General features: G+C 31.5%; 18 protein-coding genes. 10 read left to right on the top strand and 8 right to left on the bottom strand.

Annotated elements, in window-relative coordinates:
* Positions 1-12: 12 nt before the first annotated feature.
* Positions 13-693 (top strand): YiaD family glycine zipper/OmpA-like lipoprotein, encoded by a 681-nt coding sequence (locus HXZ74_RS15960; protein WP_125349117.1) that lies wholly within the window; start codon positions 13-15, stop codon positions 691-693.
* Positions 694-764: 71 nt separating this feature from the next.
* Here the strand turns inward: HXZ74_RS15960 and HXZ74_RS15955 are convergent, their stop codons facing one another.
* Both HXZ74_RS15955 and HXZ74_RS15950 read right to left on the bottom strand, forming a co-directional pair.
* A complete protein-coding gene (locus tag HXZ74_RS15955) occupies positions 765-1,856 on the bottom strand; it encodes a hypothetical protein (RefSeq protein WP_286476300.1) in 1,092 nt (363 codons plus the stop codon).
* A 154-nt stretch (positions 1,857-2,010) separates the two neighbouring features.
* On the bottom strand, positions 2,011-2,724 hold the full coding sequence (locus HXZ74_RS15950; RefSeq protein ID WP_038336213.1) for a pirin family protein: 714 nt from the start codon (positions 2,722-2,724) through the stop codon (positions 2,011-2,013).
* Positions 2,725-3,060: 336 nt separating this feature from the next.
* On the opposite strand from HXZ74_RS15950, the gene HXZ74_RS15945 reads away from it, so the two are divergent.
* Positions 3,061-3,774, top strand: coding sequence for a class I SAM-dependent methyltransferase (locus tag HXZ74_RS15945; RefSeq protein WP_286476298.1), 714 nt, complete (start codon positions 3,061-3,063; stop codon positions 3,772-3,774).
* Between the two features lie 20 nt (positions 3,775-3,794).
* Here the strand turns inward: HXZ74_RS15945 and HXZ74_RS15940 are convergent, their stop codons facing one another.
* A complete protein-coding gene (locus HXZ74_RS15940; protein WP_286476296.1) occupies positions 3,795-4,748 on the bottom strand; it encodes a 2-hydroxyacid dehydrogenase in 954 nt (317 codons plus the stop codon).
* Between the two features lie 157 nt (positions 4,749-4,905).
* Positions 4,906-5,778 carry a diacylglycerol/lipid kinase family protein gene (locus HXZ74_RS15935; protein WP_286476294.1) on the bottom strand — a complete coding sequence of 291 codons (873 nt, stop codon included), beginning with the start codon at positions 5,776-5,778 and terminating at the stop codon, positions 4,906-4,908.
* Between the two features lie 111 nt (positions 5,779-5,889).
* On the opposite strand from HXZ74_RS15935, the gene HXZ74_RS15930 reads away from it, so the two are divergent.
* The 6 genes from HXZ74_RS15930 to HXZ74_RS15905 all read left to right on the top strand — a co-directional run bounded on the left by HXZ74_RS15930 (position 5,890) and on the right by HXZ74_RS15905 (position 11,027).
* Positions 5,890-6,318, top strand: coding sequence for a SufE family protein (locus HXZ74_RS15930; protein WP_038336207.1), 429 nt, complete (start codon positions 5,890-5,892; stop codon positions 6,316-6,318).
* A gap of 29 nt (positions 6,319-6,347) precedes the next feature.
* Positions 6,348-8,198 carry a monovalent cation:proton antiporter-2 (CPA2) family protein gene (locus HXZ74_RS15925; protein WP_038336205.1) on the top strand — a complete coding sequence of 617 codons (1,851 nt, stop codon included), beginning with the start codon at positions 6,348-6,350 and terminating at the stop codon, positions 8,196-8,198.
* A complete protein-coding gene (locus HXZ74_RS15920; RefSeq protein ID WP_286476292.1) occupies positions 8,179-9,183 on the top strand; it encodes a glycosyltransferase family 9 protein in 1,005 nt (334 codons plus the stop codon). The genes HXZ74_RS15925 and HXZ74_RS15920 overlap by 20 nt, the downstream gene beginning before the upstream one ends.
* Positions 9,184-9,240: 57 nt before the next feature.
* Positions 9,241-10,293, top strand: a complete 1,053-nt coding sequence (locus tag HXZ74_RS15915) for an alkaline phosphatase family protein (RefSeq protein ID WP_114998606.1) — start codon at positions 9,241-9,243, stop codon at positions 10,291-10,293.
* Positions 10,294-10,369: 76 nt separating this feature from the next.
* The gene (locus tag HXZ74_RS15910; RefSeq protein ID WP_038336201.1) at positions 10,370-10,663 is read left to right on the top strand and encodes a type II toxin-antitoxin system HigB family toxin; all 294 of its coding nucleotides are present in this window, start codon (positions 10,370-10,372) and stop codon (positions 10,661-10,663) included.
* A 4-nt stretch (positions 10,664-10,667) separates the two neighbouring features.
* Positions 10,668-11,027 carry a helix-turn-helix domain-containing protein gene (locus HXZ74_RS15905; RefSeq protein WP_038336230.1) on the top strand — a complete coding sequence of 120 codons (360 nt, stop codon included), beginning with the start codon at positions 10,668-10,670 and terminating at the stop codon, positions 11,025-11,027.
* Between the two features lie 40 nt (positions 11,028-11,067).
* Here the strand turns inward: HXZ74_RS15905 and HXZ74_RS15900 are convergent, their stop codons facing one another.
* The gene (locus HXZ74_RS15900) at positions 11,068-11,751 is read right to left on the bottom strand and encodes a LysE family translocator (protein WP_038336200.1); all 684 of its coding nucleotides are present in this window, start codon (positions 11,749-11,751) and stop codon (positions 11,068-11,070) included.
* A 41-nt stretch (positions 11,752-11,792) separates the two neighbouring features.
* Positions 11,793-13,952, bottom strand: coding sequence for a ribonuclease R (rnr, locus tag HXZ74_RS15895; protein WP_280062581.1), 2,160 nt, complete (start codon positions 13,950-13,952; stop codon positions 11,793-11,795).
* 278 nt (positions 13,953-14,230) lie between these two features.
* Between rnr and HXZ74_RS15890 the strand changes: the two genes are divergently transcribed.
* Positions 14,231-15,028: a glycosyltransferase family 25 protein gene (locus tag HXZ74_RS15890; protein WP_280062582.1), complete on the top strand. Its 798-nt coding sequence runs from the start codon at positions 14,231-14,233 to the stop codon at positions 15,026-15,028.
* A 133-nt stretch (positions 15,029-15,161) separates the two neighbouring features.
* On the opposite strand, the gene asnA is transcribed toward HXZ74_RS15890, so the two are convergent.
* On the bottom strand, positions 15,162-16,166 hold the full coding sequence (asnA, locus tag HXZ74_RS15885) for an aspartate--ammonia ligase (protein ID WP_286476290.1): 1,005 nt from the start codon (positions 16,164-16,166) through the stop codon (positions 15,162-15,164).
* 232 nt (positions 16,167-16,398) lie between these two features.
* A complete protein-coding gene (gene rpiB / locus HXZ74_RS15880; protein ID WP_180905532.1) occupies positions 16,399-16,839 on the bottom strand; it encodes a ribose 5-phosphate isomerase B in 441 nt (146 codons plus the stop codon).
* Positions 16,840-17,381: 542 nt separating this feature from the next.
* On the opposite strand from rpiB, the gene HXZ74_RS15875 reads away from it, so the two are divergent.
* Positions 17,382-18,572, top strand: a complete 1,191-nt coding sequence (locus tag HXZ74_RS15875) for a phosphoglycerate kinase (RefSeq protein ID WP_286476288.1) — start codon at positions 17,382-17,384, stop codon at positions 18,570-18,572.
* The last annotated feature ends 147 nt before the right edge of the window (positions 18,573-18,719 follow it).

Raw genomic sequence — 18,719 nt, 5'->3', positions numbered from 1 at the left:
AAATCTAATAATATGAAAAAAATAAATACTAAAGTAGCAGCTATAGTTTTAGGAGGATCTTTTATGTTTTCTTCATGTACAGCTGTACAAAATGCTAATAACACACAAAAAGGTGCAGGAATTGGAGTTGTTGCCGGTGGAGTTTTAGGAGGGCTTATTGGTAAAGGTGCTGGAGGTGCGTTAATTGGTGCTGCTGTTGGTGGAGCTGCTGGTGGTGTTATTGGTAACAACATGGATAAACAAGCGCAAAAAATTGAGCAAGTTTTACCAGGTGCAGAAGTTGTAAGAACTGAAGAAGGAATTAATTTAATTTTAGATGAAAACTCTAAAGTTACTTTTGATTACAATAAATCTTCATTAACAAGTACTGCAAAAGCAAACTTAGATAAATTAATTGAAGTTTTTAAAGAATATCCTGATACAGATCTTTTAGTTATTGGGTATACAGATAATGTAGGTTCTCAATCTTATAATAAACCACTTTCTGAACAAAGAGCACAATCTGTAAAAGATTATTTAATTTCGAAAGGAATTGCATCTTCTCGTCTAACATCTACTGGAAAAGGTATAGAAGATCCAATTGCAGATAATAGTACTGCTGAAGGTCGTGCTAAAAATAGACGTGTAGAAGTTACTATTACAGCTAACGAAAAAATGAAAGCGGACGCTGCTAAAGAAGCTAACGGACAATAATTCATTTCAATATAAAACAAGAAAAGCGTTCAGAATCTGAACGCTTTTTTTATGTTTAATAAGTTTGAGAATTATTTAAAATTAACCACAAACCATTTATTATTGATCTTTTCTAAAGTCACTTGATACGTCTTAGATGATTGATCTTTTAAGTTCGCTTGCACTTCTACCAAAGCTACTTTTTCATCCGCATCCAAAACTTTTGCATCATTAATTGTTGCTTGCTCTAAATTCTTAATTGATTCATCAGAAGAAAATTTTTGGAAAGTATTCCATTCGCCACTTCTTGTCAACGCAAAAGCACCAGAATAATTTTTCTTTGATAAATTTGTCATAAAACGATTCGAAAGAGATTTTACCATTCCAGCTTCTTTACTTACATGTGCAGGCGTACTTTCAACCAAAAGAGAATCTACAACCTCAGCAGCACCAACTAAATTCAACGGAACTTTTATCGCTTTACGATTCGTTAAATATCGTTCAGAATTCGGAATTCGAACCAAAATATCTAATCGATCACTCTTAATTTTAGAAGCATCTAATGACGAATATTTAATATTAATGGCATTCTTTCTGTACAAATCATCCATCGAATTTGGATCGATTGTAGAACGAAATGTATACACAATATTACCTGAATTAAACACTTCTATCGTTGCCGTTACAGCTTGATCCAATTGAATTTCCTCACCTTGCGCATTATAAAAGAATGGCGAAATTGAGATTCCTGTATCATCTTGTTTTAAACTAAAATCAAAACGTTGCACATTAGAAGTTGGTTCAGCAGGAGTTTCTACAGTTTCGGTTGCACCTGGTTTTGGAATTCCATTCACCAAAGGAACTTGATTTCTATTCCATGTAAATTTATTTTGTAACGCAACTTTTTCTGCAATATCAAAAACTTCATCTACCGTTTTTCCATCCAACAACGTACGCACAATTCCCCAACGCGCTTCATTATCCATTGATTGACTTGTGTTATACTCGAAAATAATTTGCAGAGCTTCCTTAAATTTATCTTGTTGCATAACAGGCAAAGCCTTCGAAATTTTGTCTACTGTTTCACTAAAAGTTTGTACAGATGTAGAATCAATTTCAATGTTATCATTTTTACAACTGATAATCATTAAAGCGAAAGAAGCAATGATGAATAAACGTTTCATATAGTTTAGATTAAGTACGTTTTGAGTTAAAGTTATATAAGCAGTAAATATACTAAATACTTGTATTGAAAATGCTATTTTTTTTAACAAAAAAAGCAGACTCCATTTCTGAAATCTGCTCTATATATAAAACAACTAAAACTTGAAAAAATTTCTAAATATCCATAGGAACTTCGATTAACATCAAGCGAGAATCTTTGGCTACATTAAACGAGAACTCGTTAGTATCCTTGATTTCGATGACATCTCTACGTCCTAATTTGTTTCCGTCAAATTCAACTTCTCCTTCCACAACCATAAAGAAAACACCATTTCCTTCTTTTTGTACTTTGTATGTTTCTTGTTTATCTTCTGTATAATTTCCTAAGAAAATCCACGCATCTTGATGAATCCAAACTCCTTGATCATCTGCATTTGGAGAAAGAACTTGGTATAATTCATTCTCTTTTGCTACATCACGAACAGAAATTTGTTGATAACGAGGCTCAACATTCATTTTATTTGGAATAATCCAAATCTGAAAAAAGTGTCCTTCTTGATTTTCATAAGCATTCATTTCGCTATGAAAAACTCCTGTACCTGCACTCATTACTTGTACATCTCCAGACTCAATTACAGAACCTGTTCCCATTGAATCTTCGTGCGAAATTCCTCCTTTTGTAGGAATTGTAATAATTTCCATATTATCATGAGGATGTTTTCCAAATCCCATTCCTCCAGTAATTATATCATCATTTACAACGCGCAAAGCACCAAAATGAATACGTGCTGGATCGTAATAATTCGCAAAACTATAAGAATGTTTAGAGTTTAACCATCCGTGATTTCCTCCTCCTCTTGATTCTGATTTAAATATTTGGTAATTCATAGTAATTTATTTTTATACAAATTTATGGTGCAAAAAAAACTTATCTATTGATATGTGATAAGTTATCAATTAACACACCAAGATGAAGAATAAAACTTTTTTTAAATTATTAATAAAATGTTAAAAATAATTTATATTTTAGCATTCAGTTAACACATGAGACATATATATGCTATCAATTTCAGGCGAATCGACATTTAATGTTATACTTTGGATTCTACTCCAAATCGTTCTTGTTATTATAGTAGCAGTTATTTTGTATAAAGTTTACAAAAAACTTACAAAATGAAAAAAGGTTCCGAAATTTCGGAACCTTTTTAGTTAAAACTAATCGATATGAATGATATTTACGATCCAACCTTTGTAAAAAAACTCTTTAATAAAATGTCAAATTCATACGAAAGAATGAACTATATAACTTCTTTTGGTTTTTCAATTATTTGGAGAAAACAATTTATCAAAGCATTAAATAAAAAAGAATCGAAAATTAAAGTAATTGATTTACTATCAGGATTAGGCGAAAATTGGTCTTATTTAAAAAATAGATTTCCAAACGCAGAATTTTATGCCTTAGATTTTTCAGAAGAAATGGTTGAGAAATCAAGAAAAAAAGGTAAAATAATTTTCCAAAATAAGATAGAAATCTTTCAAGATGATATTTTAAAAAATGAATTAAAATCAGAAGAATTTGATATTATCACGTGTGCTTTTGGTTTGAAAACTTTCAATGAATCTCAAATTGATTTATTAGCGAAACAAGTTTATCGAATGTTAAAAAAAGAAGGACAATTTACATTTATAGAAATATCAAAACCTCAAAATAGTATACTCTATTTCTTATATTCTTTTTACTTAGGTAAAATAATTCCTATTCTTGGCAAACTATTTTTGGGAAATCCAGATGATTATAAAATGTTATGGTTGTACACCAAAAAATTTGAATCATGTAAAAAAGTAGAAGCGATTTTTAAGAAAAATAATTTAAATGTTCAATACAAAGAATACTTTTTTGGATGCGCTTCTGGAATTTATGGAGCAAAAAAAGCTTAGATAATTCTAAGCTTTAGTTATTATTGATTATCCTTCCAATCTATTATTTTATCACGGATAAATTCTGCTAATTTCACTTTACTTTGATGTGTCCAACCAGCAATATGTGGTGCTAAAACAACATTATCTGCTTGAATTAAATACTGAAATTCTTCTGGTAATTCAGATGCAACTAATTTCTCGAAACTCGATTTTTCAAATTCTAAAACATCTAAAGCAGCGCCTAAAATTTTTCCTGTTTTCATTGCTTCGACCAAATCTTTTGTTACAACAGATTTTCCACGAGCTGTATTCACAAAATAAAATGGTTTTTTGAAGTTAGAAATAAATTCTGCATTAATCATTTGCATCGTTTCCGGCGTTTGTGGCGTATGTAAACTTACAACATCAGCTTGCTCAAAAAATTCTTCTAACGAAACTTGTTTCGCAAATTCATTTCCTTTGTTTGGCAAAATATCATAGCAAATCACATTGACTTCAAAGCCTTGTAAGCGTCTCGCAAAAGCATTTCCCATGTTTCCGTAACCAATAATTCCAACCGTTTTTCCTTTCAATTCATCTCCACGATTTTCTTCGCGTTTCCAAATTCCATTACGAACTTCGTTATCAGCTCTACGCAAATGATGCATCAACATCAACAACATACCAATCGCATGTTCACCAACAGAATCACGGTTTCCTTCGGGTGAATTAAATAAAACAATGTTATTTTCTGCTGCAAACTCTTCGTCAATATTCTCCAAGCCTGCCCCTACTCTACCAATAAACTTTAAATTCGTTGCTTTTGCCAAAAAATCTTTATCAATTGGAAATCTACTCCTTACAATCATTCCATCATATTCATTGATCTTTTGTTCGATGATTTCTTTGGGCGAAGTATAATCTTCATCAACAATAAAACCCGCTTCGCGAAGTCCATTATTCAGACATTCATGATTAGAATCGATTGCTAAAATTTTATAAGGCGTATTCATTGCAAAAATTTTAATCAAAGTTACAACGAATGCGAAGATTAATAAATAAATTGATGATGAAATTGGTTACAAACAAATCGTTTATAACTACGTTAATAACATTTTAATTGATTGAAAATGTACAATTTATATTGTTAATTAAATAGATAATTAAGGTTTAAAAAATGATTTTTAAAGCATTTGGTAATACATTAACTTTTACTTGAAGTGAATCGGTTTTATGAATCTCTCCATCAAGCTGATACGTAATCGGATTATGATCTAAACTTTCAATCTTAAATTTCTTAACTTTTCGATACTTTGCTTTGTTCAAAAAATCAATCTTTTTGGCTAAAACCAATACCGAAAAATAAAACTGCTCGAAAACATCTAAATCTTCTATCATCAATAAATCCAATTCACCATCAGACAAATCAGCTTTGGGTGTAAAAGAGATCCCATAACCAGCAATGTTAGAATTAGAACAGAAAAGATAATAAAAACTCTTCTCGATAATTACATCATCTATATAAAGACGAAACAATTTAGATTGATAATTCAACAAGGTTTTCACAGAAGCATCAACATATCCAGTAATCGTACGCTTTTGATTCTCTTCATACGTTTTGATGACTTCTGCATCAATCCCAAAACCTAAATTGCTAAAAAAATACTTGTCCTCTACTCTACCAACATCAATTTTGTGAATAGCATTTGATTTGATAATTTCAATCGCTTTGTTAGCATCTTTCGGAATATTAAGATTTGTTGCCAAACCATTTCCAGATCCAGCAGGAATTATTCCCAACGGAATATTTTTTTTCACCAAAGCACTCGCCACTTCATTGATTGTCCCATCACCACCACATGCTACAATCACATCCGAATTTTCTGCAATCGCCTCCTTCACCAATTCTTTTGCATGAAATTGATAAGCAGTTTCTTTCAAAACGATTTCGTCTGAAGAATCAAATTTTGATTGTAAAAAATCGAGCGAAATATCGTGTTTTGCGTTTCCAGAATTTGGATTAACAATGAAAGTGTACTTCATTTTTTGGGAATTGAAATTTATCAAAACACAAAAATAAGAAATCTAAAAGAATCAAGCTATTTAACGTCTTTTTTTGAGGAAAAACTATCAAAAACTTTCTAACTTTGTAGTATGAAAATTAAAGAAATTCAAAACGAAATAGTAGACGAATTCTCATTTTTTGAAGATTGGGAACAACGCTACGAATATTTGATCGAGTTAGGAAAAAGCTTAAATACTTTGCCAGAGGAAGCAAAAACAGATGATAAAATCATCAAAGGTTGTCAATCTTCTGTTTGGTTAGATGCAGAATTGGACGGTGATACAATCGAATTTAAAGCTGATTCTAATGCTATTTTACCAAAAGGAATTGCGGCATTATTGGTGAGAATGTACAATCATCAAACGCCAAAAGATATTTTAGAATCGGATACAGATTTTATCAACGAAATTGGTTTATCAGAATTTTTATCTCCAACACGTGCAAACGGATTATTGGCGATGATAAAACAATTCAAATTTTATGCAATTGCATTTCAATCAAAACAAAATAATAGTTAGACGCATCATCTAATCAACCTTATAAAATAATGAACGACTTTTTAGGCCAAGCATTTATTTTTCTTTTTTCCGCTGTAATCTGCGTTCCTATTTCCAAAAAATTAGGAATGGGTTCGGTTTTGGGTTACTTAATCGCTGGAGTTTTAATTGGACCTTATGTGCTGAAATTTGTTGGCAATGACGGAACAGACATTATGCACGCCACAGAATTTGGTGTAGTAATGATGCTTTTTTTGGTCGGATTAGAACTTGATCCAAAGGAATTCTGGAAGATGAAAAATAAAATCATCAACCTTGGTGGAATGCAAGTTTTGGGGACGATAATTATTGCAACTTTAGTCGGAATGTTTGCCTTGAAAATGGATTTTTCTTTGGCTGTTTCTATAGCTTTTGCAATAACCATGTCTTCAACAGCCATTATTATGCAAACACTTAGCGAAAAAGGATTGACCAAAACAAGCATAGGTAAATCGACTTTTTCAGTCTTGTTGTATCAAGATATTATGGTAATTCCGATCTTAGCAATTATTCCACTTTTAGTTGGAGATTCTTTGATTCAGTCCATTGGAGATGATTCTAAAAGTTTGTTAGTTGGTGGACCAGCGTTCATGAAAACCTTGGTTATTGTTGGTGCCATTACGTTTATTTATGTGATTGGAAGATATATCATTACACCTTATTTCAAATATGTTGGACAATTACAAGTTCGAGAAATTTACACCGCTTCTGCCCTACTTTTAGTGATTGGAGTTTCAATTTTAATGCAAAAAGTTGGAATTTCTCCTGCTTTGGGAGCATTTATCGCAGGTGTTGTTTTAGCGAATAATGAATATAAACATCAATTAGAAAGTGATATAGAGCCGTTCAAATCATTATTATTAGGAATCTTTTTTATTGCGGTTGGATCGACGATTAACTTCAAATTAATTGCAGATAAACCTTTTATGATTCTTGGATTAACATTTGGAATAATGTTGATAAAATCATTGGTTTTATGGTTAATCGGAATCAAACATAAATTCGATTTTGATCAAAAATGGTTGTTTATTTTACTTTTATCACAAGTCGGAGAATTTGCTTTTGTTATCTTATCATTGACTCGAAATTTAGATATTCTAAACAAAGAATGGTACGATTTGATGTTAGCAACAACAGCGATAACAATGGTGATTACGCCATTACTTTTAGTCTTAAATGAAAAATTAATTCTAAAATATTTTGGAGTTAAAACGAGAGTTAAACCTATTATTGAAAACGATAAAATCACTCCACATTCAGCTGAAGGTGAAATTATTATTGCTGGTTTCGGTGATTTTGGAAATACAATTAGTCGTGTGTTGAAAAGCACTGGTATCAAATCGATTGTTTTGGATAACGATAGCGAGCGTGTAGAGAAAATGCGCAAGCAAGGTTTCAATGTTTTTTATGGCGATGCAACAAATGTGAACTTACTAAAATCGGCTGGTGCGGAGCATGCAAAATATTTTGTAGCAGCTTTGGATCCGCCAGAAATCAATCAAAAATTGGTGTATATTGTTCGTAAAAACTTTCCGAATCTCGAAATTATTGTTCGTGCAAAGAATCGTAGTTATGCATATAATTATCTGAAAGATGGTTTAAACGAAGTGTATCGCGAAAACTTTTTCTCGTCAGTTTACGTAGGAAGACAAATCTTGATGAAATATGGTTTTTCGTATGAAGAAGCATCAAAAGTTGGAGAAATTTTTATAAAAAGTGACCGAAAATCGTTACGTAAAATTGCGAAACATGCCGAAAATTCAGATCAATATTTTGAAGCCTCAAAATTAGAATTCGAAAAACAAATGAAAATGGTTGCAAAAGAAATTAACAATAGACATAATGAAGAAAGCGAATCATAAAAAATTATTGGTTTTACGTTTCTCTGCGTTAGGTGATGTCACAATGATTGCTCCTGTTTTACAAGAGTTTATTGAGCAAAATCCTAATATCGAAGTCTATGTTGCTTCCCGCCCTTTTATGGGAAATATTTTCAAGCAATTTCCTCAAATTAAATTCATTTCGGTTGATTTGAACAAAGACTACAAAAGCTTTTTTAGTTTGTTCAAATTATACAAAGAATTAAAACAATATAATTTTGATTATGTAGCTGATTTTCATAATGTAATCCGATCAAAAGTAATTACAACTTTATTCGAACTTAAAGGAACAAAAACGGCCACTTTAGACAAAGGTCGTACAGAGAAAAGAGCTTTAGTCAATCAAGAAAATCGCGTTTTTAAGCAATTAAAATTAACAACTGAACGCTATGCTGATGTTTTACGTCAACTTGGTTTTAACGTCAATTTAAAGCATAAAATCGAACCAAAATCGATTAAGGAACCAAAATCAATTGGAATTGCTCCTTTTGCAGCCTTCACAAGTAAAATGTATCCAATCGAAAAGATGAAAATCGTAGCGACGAAATTAGCTAAAAATGGGTACAAAATTTATTTATTTGGCGGTGGAAAAGCTGAAATTGATGAATTAAAAACATGGGAAAATTTCAATCCAAACATCAAATCTTTAGCTGGAACAATCTCTTTTGAAGAAGAATTACAAGCTATTGCCAAATTAGAAGTAATGATTTCGATGGATAGCGCAAATATGCATTTAGCCTCGTTGATGGGAACACGCACAATTTCTATTTGGGGTGCAACTCATCCATTTGCTGGATTTTTAGGTTATGGACAATCTATGGATGATGTGATACAAGACGAATCGATGAAAATTCGTCCAACTTCTATCTTTGGGAAAGATCCAAAAAAGTTTAAAAACTATGATTATTTTCAAAATTTGAGTGCCGAGGATGTTTATCAACAAATCGTCAATAAACTCGAAAAATAATACTTTTAAAAGCATCATAACGATGCTTTTCCTATTTTTATAAGAAATTAAAATCACATGAAGTATACATTTCTTATTCTTGCCTTATGCTCAAATTTTTTATTTGCACAAGAACCGAAAGTTATTTTGGTTACGTTGGATGGTGTTCGTTGGAAAGAAGTTTTCCGTGGAGTTGAAAAATCAATTTTAAATAATAAAAAATACAACTCACTTATTGTTCAAACTAATGAAAAATATTGGACAGAAGATTCTATAAAACGCCGCGAATTATTAATGCCATTTACATGGAAAACGATCAAAGAAAAAGGAGTTATTTTGGGAAATCGTGACGAGCAAAATTTTGTAAATCTTACCAACAAAAGATTATGGTCTTATCCTGGATACAACGAAATAATTACAGGAAAAGCTGATGATGAGCGAATTAAAAATAACAAAGATATTCCGAATCCTAATGTTTCAGTTTTTGAAATTGCAAATCAGCAAAAAAATTTAAACAATAAAGTAATGGCTTTTGGAAGCTGGAGAATGTATACAAATATTTTCAATCAAGAACTTTCGAAATTGTTGGTAAATGCTGGATATCAAAATAGTTTTAATCAAAATAAATCTGAACGAGAATTACTAATAGAACGTTTTCAGTTAGAAACGCCAAAACAATGGTGGGGAACGAGATTTGATATTTTTACGCACGAATTTGCGTTAGAAGCGATGAAAAATCAGAAGCCAAAATTGCTTTTTATAGGTTATGGAGAAGCTGATGATTACGGACATGATGAAGATTACGATCAATATATTACTTCAATAAATCGCAATGACAGAATGATTGAGGAATTATGGAATTATGTGCAAAGCGATCCATTTTACAAAGATCAAACAACGATAATTGTAACGACAGATCATGGACGTGGAAATGGAAACGAGTGGACGGATCACAATGATGAAGTAAAAGGCTCTGACGAAGGATTTATTTTGATGATTGGAAACGGAATTAATCCTAAAAACTTCAAACAAAATCAAACGTCTATCAATCAAATTGCCTCTACCATTGCTGATTTGATGAAAGTAAAAACTTGGAATTATAAGGATTCTGGGAAATCGTTATTGAAGTAAATAATTTCAAAAATTAATTCAAACAAAAGTTCCCGTTTTGGGAATTTTTTATTTAATTTTGTATAAACAAATCTAATTGAGAGTTATAGCAAGAAAAATACTCCGAGAATTTTGGGCTAAACATTCAGATTGTGAACAGCAATTGAAAGCGTGGTATCAAGAAGTTGAAAAAGCTAAATGGAATAATCTAAACGAATTAAAATTAGAATATCCCAATGCAAGTATATTAGAGAATAATCGTGTTTGTTTTAATATCAAAGGGAACAATTATCGATTGATTGTAAAAATTAATTTTCCTTATCAAATGGTGTGGATTCGATTTATTGGAACTCATGCTGAATACGATAAAATTAACGCAAATCAAATTTAAAATTATGCATATTAAACCTATAAAAACAGAACAAGATTATGATTTGGCATTAGAACGTTTAGAAATGATTTTTGATGCTGAACCAAATACTGAAGAAGGTGATGAATTAGAAATTCTAAGTATTCTAATTGAAAAATATGAAGAAGAACATTTTCCTATAGAATTTCCTGATCCAATAGAAGCAGTACAATTTAGAATAGAACAATTAGGTTATTCACAAAATGACTTAGCAGAAATAATCGGTTTAAAGAGTAGAGCAAGCGAAATATTGAATAAGAAAAGAAAATTATCGCTTAGTATGATTCGAAAATTAACCGAGAAACTTAATATTCCATCAGAAGTATTAATTCAACCATATGAATAAAAAAACTCCCCTCAAATAAATTTGAAGGGAGTTTATATTTCTAACTTGTTTGTTCTTGGTTAATGAGCTGATGCTCTATCTTTTGATCGATTTCTTTAAAGAATCCGAAGCCTTTTAGGATAATGATTAATCCAAAGATTAAAAGACAAATTCCGACCCCTTTTCGTACCATAAATACTTTTTGATCGGTAAAACGTTTTTGAAGTTTTCCTGCCAAAAATATTTTTCCCAAATCGATTACAAAATAGGTGGTCAAAACAACTCCCATGTAAAGCATAAAATTGCTTGGATTTGGATATTGGATCATAATTGAAGAGACAATTACAAACCAAAAAACAATGACTCCGATATTCAACAAATTCATGATGAATCCATTGATAAATGTTCTCAAATAATTGTTGCTTACAAATCCCGCTTCGCCTTCTATATGTAGCTTTGGTTTAGAGAAATACATGAAAATTCCGTAAATCAATACAAAGAAACCTGCAATGATATAAATGCGGTAAAACTTTGGATGATTGGTCACATAATCTGTAAAATCTTTACTTCCGTAATAGGCTGCTGCAATACACAAAATATCAGCTGCAATAACTCCCAAATCTAGGACTACAGCGGTTTTCCAACTTCTACGCAAACTGGTTTCAATAAGTAAGAAAAATACAGGTCCAATAAGAATTGTACTTAACAAAAAACCTATTAGTATGGCCGAAAATATTATTTCCATAACATAATTAAGGTCTGCAAGATAAGTCTAAAATATGAAAATTAAGCATCAACTAATTCAAAATCTAATTGCTTCTTGATTAAATCTGCATTTAAAACTTTGATTCTAACCGGACTTCCTAGCTGATACTTCACGCCAGTTCTTTTTCCAACTAATGCATGATTTTTTTCGTCAAAAACAAAATGATCACCTTTCATAGCACGAGAACGAATCAAACCTTCGCAACGCGTTTCTGGAATTTCAACAAAGATTCCATAATCTTGTACGCCTGTAATAAACGCATCAAACGTTTCGCCAACAAATTGCTCCATGTATTTTACTTGCATGTATTTGATTGACTCACGTTCTGCTTCTGCGGCAATTTTTTCGCGAGATGAACAGTGTTTTGCTTTGTCTTCGTAAACAGCCGCTGCAGGAGATTTTTTACCGTCTAAATAATCTTGCAACAAACGGTGCGCCATCATATCTGGATAACGACGAATTGGCGATGTAAAATGCGTGTAATAATCGAACGCCAAACCGTAATGTCCAATATTTTCTGTTGTATATTTTGCTTTCGCCATTGTTCGCATAGCCAAAGTTTCCACCATATTCTCTTCTGGTTTTCCTTTCACTTCTGCTAACAATTTGTTCATCGAATTAATAGTTGTTTTACGGTCTCCAATCTCTAATTCGTAACCAAATTGACGAATAAAATTCTTTAAGTCTAATAATTTATCTGGATTCGGATCATCGTGAACACGATAAATGTAAGTGTTCGCATTTTCTTTTCCGTGTTTATCTAAACTGATGAATTCAGAAACTTTTTTGTTACATAATAACATGAATTCTTCAATCAATTTATTCGAATCTTTCGAAATTTTAAAGAAAATTCCTTGCGGATTATGCGCTTGATCTAAATCGAATTTTACTTCAACTTTATCAAAATTAACCGCTCCATATTTCATACGTTTTCCACGCATTGTTTTCGCTAAGCGATCCAAAGTCAAGATTTCATCTTTAAAATCTCCATCTTTTCCTTCGATAATTTCTTGCGCTTCCTCGTATGTAAAACGTCTGTCTGAATGCGTTACAGTTCTACCAAACCATGTTTTTACAATCTTTGCATTATCATCCATTTCGAATACACCCGAAAACGTATATTTATCTTCGTTTGGACGCAAAGAACATGCAACATTCGACAAAACTTCAGGTAACATTGGCACTACTCTATCCACCAAATAAACGGAAGTTGCACGTTTGTATGCTTCTTGCTCGATTAACGAACCTGGACGAACATAATGCGTAACATCAGCAATGTGAACACCGATTTCCCAATTTCCGTTCTCTAATTTTCGAATAGATAAAGCATCATCAAAATCTTTTGCATCTTTCGGGTCGATTGTAAATGTCGTTACATTTCGCATATCTCTACGGCGAGCTGCTTCGGCTTCATCTATCGAAGTATCCAACTGATTTGCTTCCTCTTCTACTTCCTCAGGAAATTGAGCTGGCAAATCGTATTCTAACAAAATCGCATGAATTTCTACATCCGTATCATCTGGACTACCCAAAACTTGCGTGATTTCGCCAAATGGTGAATTAGATCCTTCTGGCCAATTTGTTAATCGAACCACAACTTTTTCTCCTGGTTGAGCATTTTTAATTTTCTCTTTCGGAATAAAGAAATCATGATTACCATTTTGCATCGTTACAAAACCAAAATTTCCGTTCTTTCCTAGCTCGAAAATACCAGTAAATTCAGTTTTATTGCGCTCGATAATTTCTACAATTTCTCCTTCTGCTCTCGATTGATTGGCATGTTTTTTTGGATAAACATATACGCGAACCGTATCGCCCATTAAGGCATTTCTCGTTTTTCCTTTTTGTACAAAGACATCTTGTTCAAGACCATCAATCATAATATAAGCACTCCCTGAAGAAGTCAAATCCGCAATCCCAACCATATAATCATTGGTTGCATTGATTTTGTATTTTCCTCTTTCTACTTCAGAAATCTTCTTGTCAGCTAATAAAACATTCAAATTCTTAATCAATAATTCTGTATCAATTCGATTTGTTAGGTTTAAAGCTGCTGCAATTTGTTTATAATTTAAAGGTTTATTCGGATTTTGAAATAAAACTTCGATGATAGACTTCGTAAACTTTGTTATGTTTTTGTCTTTTTTCGCCTTTGTATTTTTAAAATTTCTTCTTGGCATAATTTGTTTTCTGTCAAATCTCTTCTTGTTTTTTAGAGATTTATTTTAAAATAGTTAATAAATAAACATCTTAATTATTTGATTATCAAATTATTTTTAATAACTATTAATAAGATGTTAATAAACAACATAACCACTGCAAAGGTAATATATCCTTTTTCTAAAATAACAATTTACAGCCAATTCTATGTTATGGAAAGGATAAGATTACTTGTAACGTTTTGATTTATTGCGAAAATTGAGCCAAAAAAACTATTTTTGCATTGATAATTAATTGAATGAAAACTAAACCATTATACCAAACCTACTTGATTAACCTTGATCGAGCTACGGATCGGCTTGAATTGATGCAAAAAGAATTCGAAAAATGTGAGATTACTTACGAAAGAATTTCTGCTGTAGATGCCAAAACTTTGGATTCGTCAACCTATAAAGTAAAAAATAAATATGACCGCGATTTAGTTCCTGGAGAAATTGGTTGTTATTTGAGTCATGTGAAAACGCTAGAAACTTTTTTGGCTTCTGAAAATGATTTTGCTTTAATTATAGAAGATGATGCTATTTTGGTTAATGATTTTAAATCTGCTGTAGAAAAAGCAATGAATCAATATAATGATTTAAAAGTAAAAGATCATTGGGATGTTTTGAAGTTGTTTAATGGAAAACGAAAGCATATCAAAATAGCTGATGTTGACCAAAAATATATAATTGCAGCTTGTGGAACGAGTATTCCAATCACAACAATTGCAGCAATTTGGACAAGAAAAGCAGCAGAAAAATTTCTGAATAAAATTAAAACTCCACTTCCTACAATTCAACGTCCTATTGATTGTGATTTACAGCATGCCTGGGAATTTGGTTTGAGAATTTATAACCTTCTTCCATCGCTTGTTAAACCAGCTCCAGTAGAAACGCAAATTCAGATTGATCGTAGTTTAAGAAAGTCTAAATTTCCAAGACAAATTCAATACGAATTGAATCGATTATTACCTAAATATTTCTATTTAATCAATCATCATGGTTTCAAAAAATTCTATGATAGTTTTATTGCAAAGAAAAACGAACGCATTTCTTAATCAACAATTATAAAATAGATTAAATACCTGAATTAAAACAAATTAACAACCTTTATCAACAGTTATAAACATTGTTAATTTCTATATAAAATACAAAAAAAGCAGTTTCAAAATTTTGAAACTGCTTTTTCATTTATAATAATTCGATGCTTTCTTCTTTTAATTTCTCTTTTACTTTTCCGTCCCAAATACTCGCTTGCACTTCACCAATGTGTCGAGATTTCAACATAAACATACACATACGCGATTGTCCAATTCCACCTCCAATAGATTCTGTTAACTTATCATCTAACAACATTGAGTGAAATAATAAGTTCTTGCGATCCGAAGAATCTCTAATTTCTAATTGTTTCGTCAAAGCTTCTTTATCTACACGAATTCCCATCGAAGATAACTCGAAAGCAGATTCTAAAACAGGGTTCCAAACTAAAATATCTCCATTCAAACCTCTAAAACCAGCACTGTTTTCTGTACTCCAATCATCGTAATCAGCAGCGCGTGCATCATGCAATTCTCCATTACTCAATTCTCCTCCAATTCCGTAAATAAAAACAGCTCCAAATTCTTTACAAATTGCATTTTCACGTTGTTTCGGCGTAAATGTTGGATACTTTTGTAATAAATCTTCAGACGAAATAAATGTAATTTGTTCTGGTAAAACAGCTTTCAATTGCGGATATTTTGCTTCTACATTTTGCTCCGTTTGTTTAATAACTTCATAAATCGATTTTACTGTCGAAAAAAGATAATCCAATTGGCGATCTTGAGGCACAATTACTTTTTCCCAATCCCACTGATCCACATAAATAGAATGAATTGGCGAATAATCTTCGTCTGGACGCAAAGCGCGCATATCTGTTATAATTCCTTCGCCTGGCTCAATTTCTAATTCTTTCAAACGGATACGTTTCCATTTTGCCAAAGAATGCACAACTACCGCATTTTTATCATTCAAAGATTTTATAGGGAACTTTACAGGTCTTTCGATACTATTCAAATCATCATTAATACCTGTTCCATCCAAAACTACCAATGGTCCAGAAACTGGAATAATGTTTAATTCTTTTTGTAATCCTTTCGAAAATTCTTCTTTTACAAAAGAGATTGCTTGTTCTCTACGTAATAATGCTCTGCTCATCTTTTAATCTTTAAATGATTTGTTTTTTTAACTGATGTAAAAGTAGAACAGCTACAATCAATAAATTTACTATTGACTTAAATTGGTTTAAAAATATTTAATTTTAAATATAAAATATTATTTATACTTAACTATTTAAACTTTATAATAGTTTTAAATTTAATTTTTAAAATAAAAATCGGTCAACTCTTACGAATTGACCGATTTTGTATCTTATAATAGATGTAGAAAATTATCCGTTGTATGAACAAGCAATTTTATCTACGCGTCCTTGGTGACGACCACCTTCAAATTCAGTTGCTAAAAATGTATTCACAATTTCTTCTGCATATTCATACGCAATAAAGCGTGCAGGTAAAGTTAACACATTTGCATTATTGTGTTGACGAGCTAACTTGGCAATATCCGTCATCCAACATAATGCAGCACGAATTCCTTGGTGTTTATTTGCAGTCATTGTAACGCCTTGCGCACTACCACAAATCAAAATTCCGAAATCTGCTTTTCCATCTTCTACAGCTTGTGCCGTTGGGTGCGCAAAATCAGGGTAATCAACACTCGCTGTTGAGAACGTACCAAAATCCTCAACCTCAAACCCTTGACTTGTTAAAAAGGGTACTAATTTCTCCTTATAATCGAACCCAGCATGGTCCGCTCCGATTGCAATTTTCATTTAATTAACAGGTGTTTTTGTTGTTTTTGTTTAAATAATTGTAAATCAAATGTTAAGTAAAAGTAACAACTTGTTAAAAGATGATTGAATAAAACTAATAACTTTTCGAGAGAAAAATTTGGAAATCTGATTCAAAAAATCAATTAGAAATAAATCAATACAAGTCAAGTAAAAGTTTTCATTTTGGCATAAAAGATTTACACACCGTTATGAATAGTTTTCACAAAACTTCTTTTTAACAAAAGTTGTTTATCAACCAAAATGATAAATTGTTGATAGAATATCTAACTCTTTCATTACAAAACAAAATTACAAATAATAGCTTGTTAATTGCTATTAAATAAAATTTATCTCACTTTAGTTATCCACATATTAACAGTGCTAATAATAGTAACATATTTTTCTTTTTTTAAAATTTAAAAATTAATTAAACTATATATATTATTATGAATTGTTAATAGTTGAAAATTGTATTGAATGATTTTAAGTCTCAAAATGAAAGTTTGATTACTTTTGTGTAGTTCAAAATTTCAAATCAAAATATGAAAACAATCAACGACTACAATTTCGAAAACAAGAAAGCATTGATTCGTGTTGACTTCAATGTTCCGCAAGACGAAAACTTAAATGTGACAGATGATACACGTATTAGAGCTGCAAAACCAACGATCGACAAAATATTGAAAGATGGTGGTGCTGTTGTATTAATGAGTCATTTGGGACGTCCTAAAGGCGAATTCAATGATAAATATTCATTAAAACATATTGCATCAAAAGTTTCAGAAATTCTTGGCGTTGATGTGATCGTTGCAAATGATGTTATTGGCGATGATGCGAAACAAAAAGTAAGTAATCAAAAATCAGACCAAGTTTTATTATTGGAGAATGTTCGTTTCCATAATGAGGAAGAAGCTGGAGATAAAGACTTTGCAAAAGAATTGGCTCAATTTGGAGATATTTATGTGAATGACGCGTTCGGAACTGCACACCGCGCACATGCTTCGACTGCAATTATTGCTGAATTTTTCCCGGAAAATAAATGTTTTGGTTTGTTAATGGAACAAGAATTAACAGCTATTAACAAAGTGTTAGCGGACGGAGAAAAACCTGTAACAGCGGTACTTGGAGGAGCTAAAGTGTCTTCTAAAATTACGATTATCAACAATATTTTACCAGTTATTGATAACTTGATTATTGGTGGTGGAATGACGTATACATTTGTGAAAGCAAATGGAGGAAAAATCGGAAATTCGTTGGTAGAAGATGATAAATTAGATTTAGCGAAAGAAATTTTGGCTGAATGTGAAAAACATAATGTAAAAGTTTATTTACCAGTTGACAATGTAATCGCTGATAATTTTAGTAATGATGCAAATACACAAACAGTTCCTTCAGATGAAATTCCTGATGGATGGATGGGAATGGATGTTGGTGTAGAATCTTCAAAAGTTTTTGCAGATGTAATTAACAATTCGAAAACAATTCTTTGGAATGGTCCTTTAGGTGTTTTTGAAATGCCAAATTTTGCAAAAGGAACTATTGCTTTAGGTGATGCAATTGCTGAAGCTACGGCAAACGGCGCTTTTTCACTTGTTGGTGGAGGAGATTCTGTTGCTTTCGTAAAACAATTTGGTTACGATGACAAAGTAAGCTACGTTTCTACAGGAGGTGGCGCAATGTTAGAATCGTTGGAAGGTAAAGAATTACCAGGAGTTGCTGCAATTTTAAAATAAGACAACAATTTTTTAAGATAAATGAAAGCCGAGCATTTGCTCGGCTTTTTTTGTGACTTTTAAAGTCATCCTGATTTCTATGACAAAACCAAGTTATTTTTATAAATATTTTGATTTTTAATTAGTGCATAAATTCTGTGAATTATT

The sequence above is a fragment of the Empedobacter sp. R750 genome (assembly GCF_030324345.1).
Lineage (GTDB): Bacteria > Bacteroidota > Bacteroidia > Flavobacteriales > Weeksellaceae > Empedobacter > Empedobacter falsenii_C.
The sequence above is the reverse complement of the archived record's forward strand: the minus strand, read 5'-3'. Positions and strand labels throughout refer to the sequence as shown.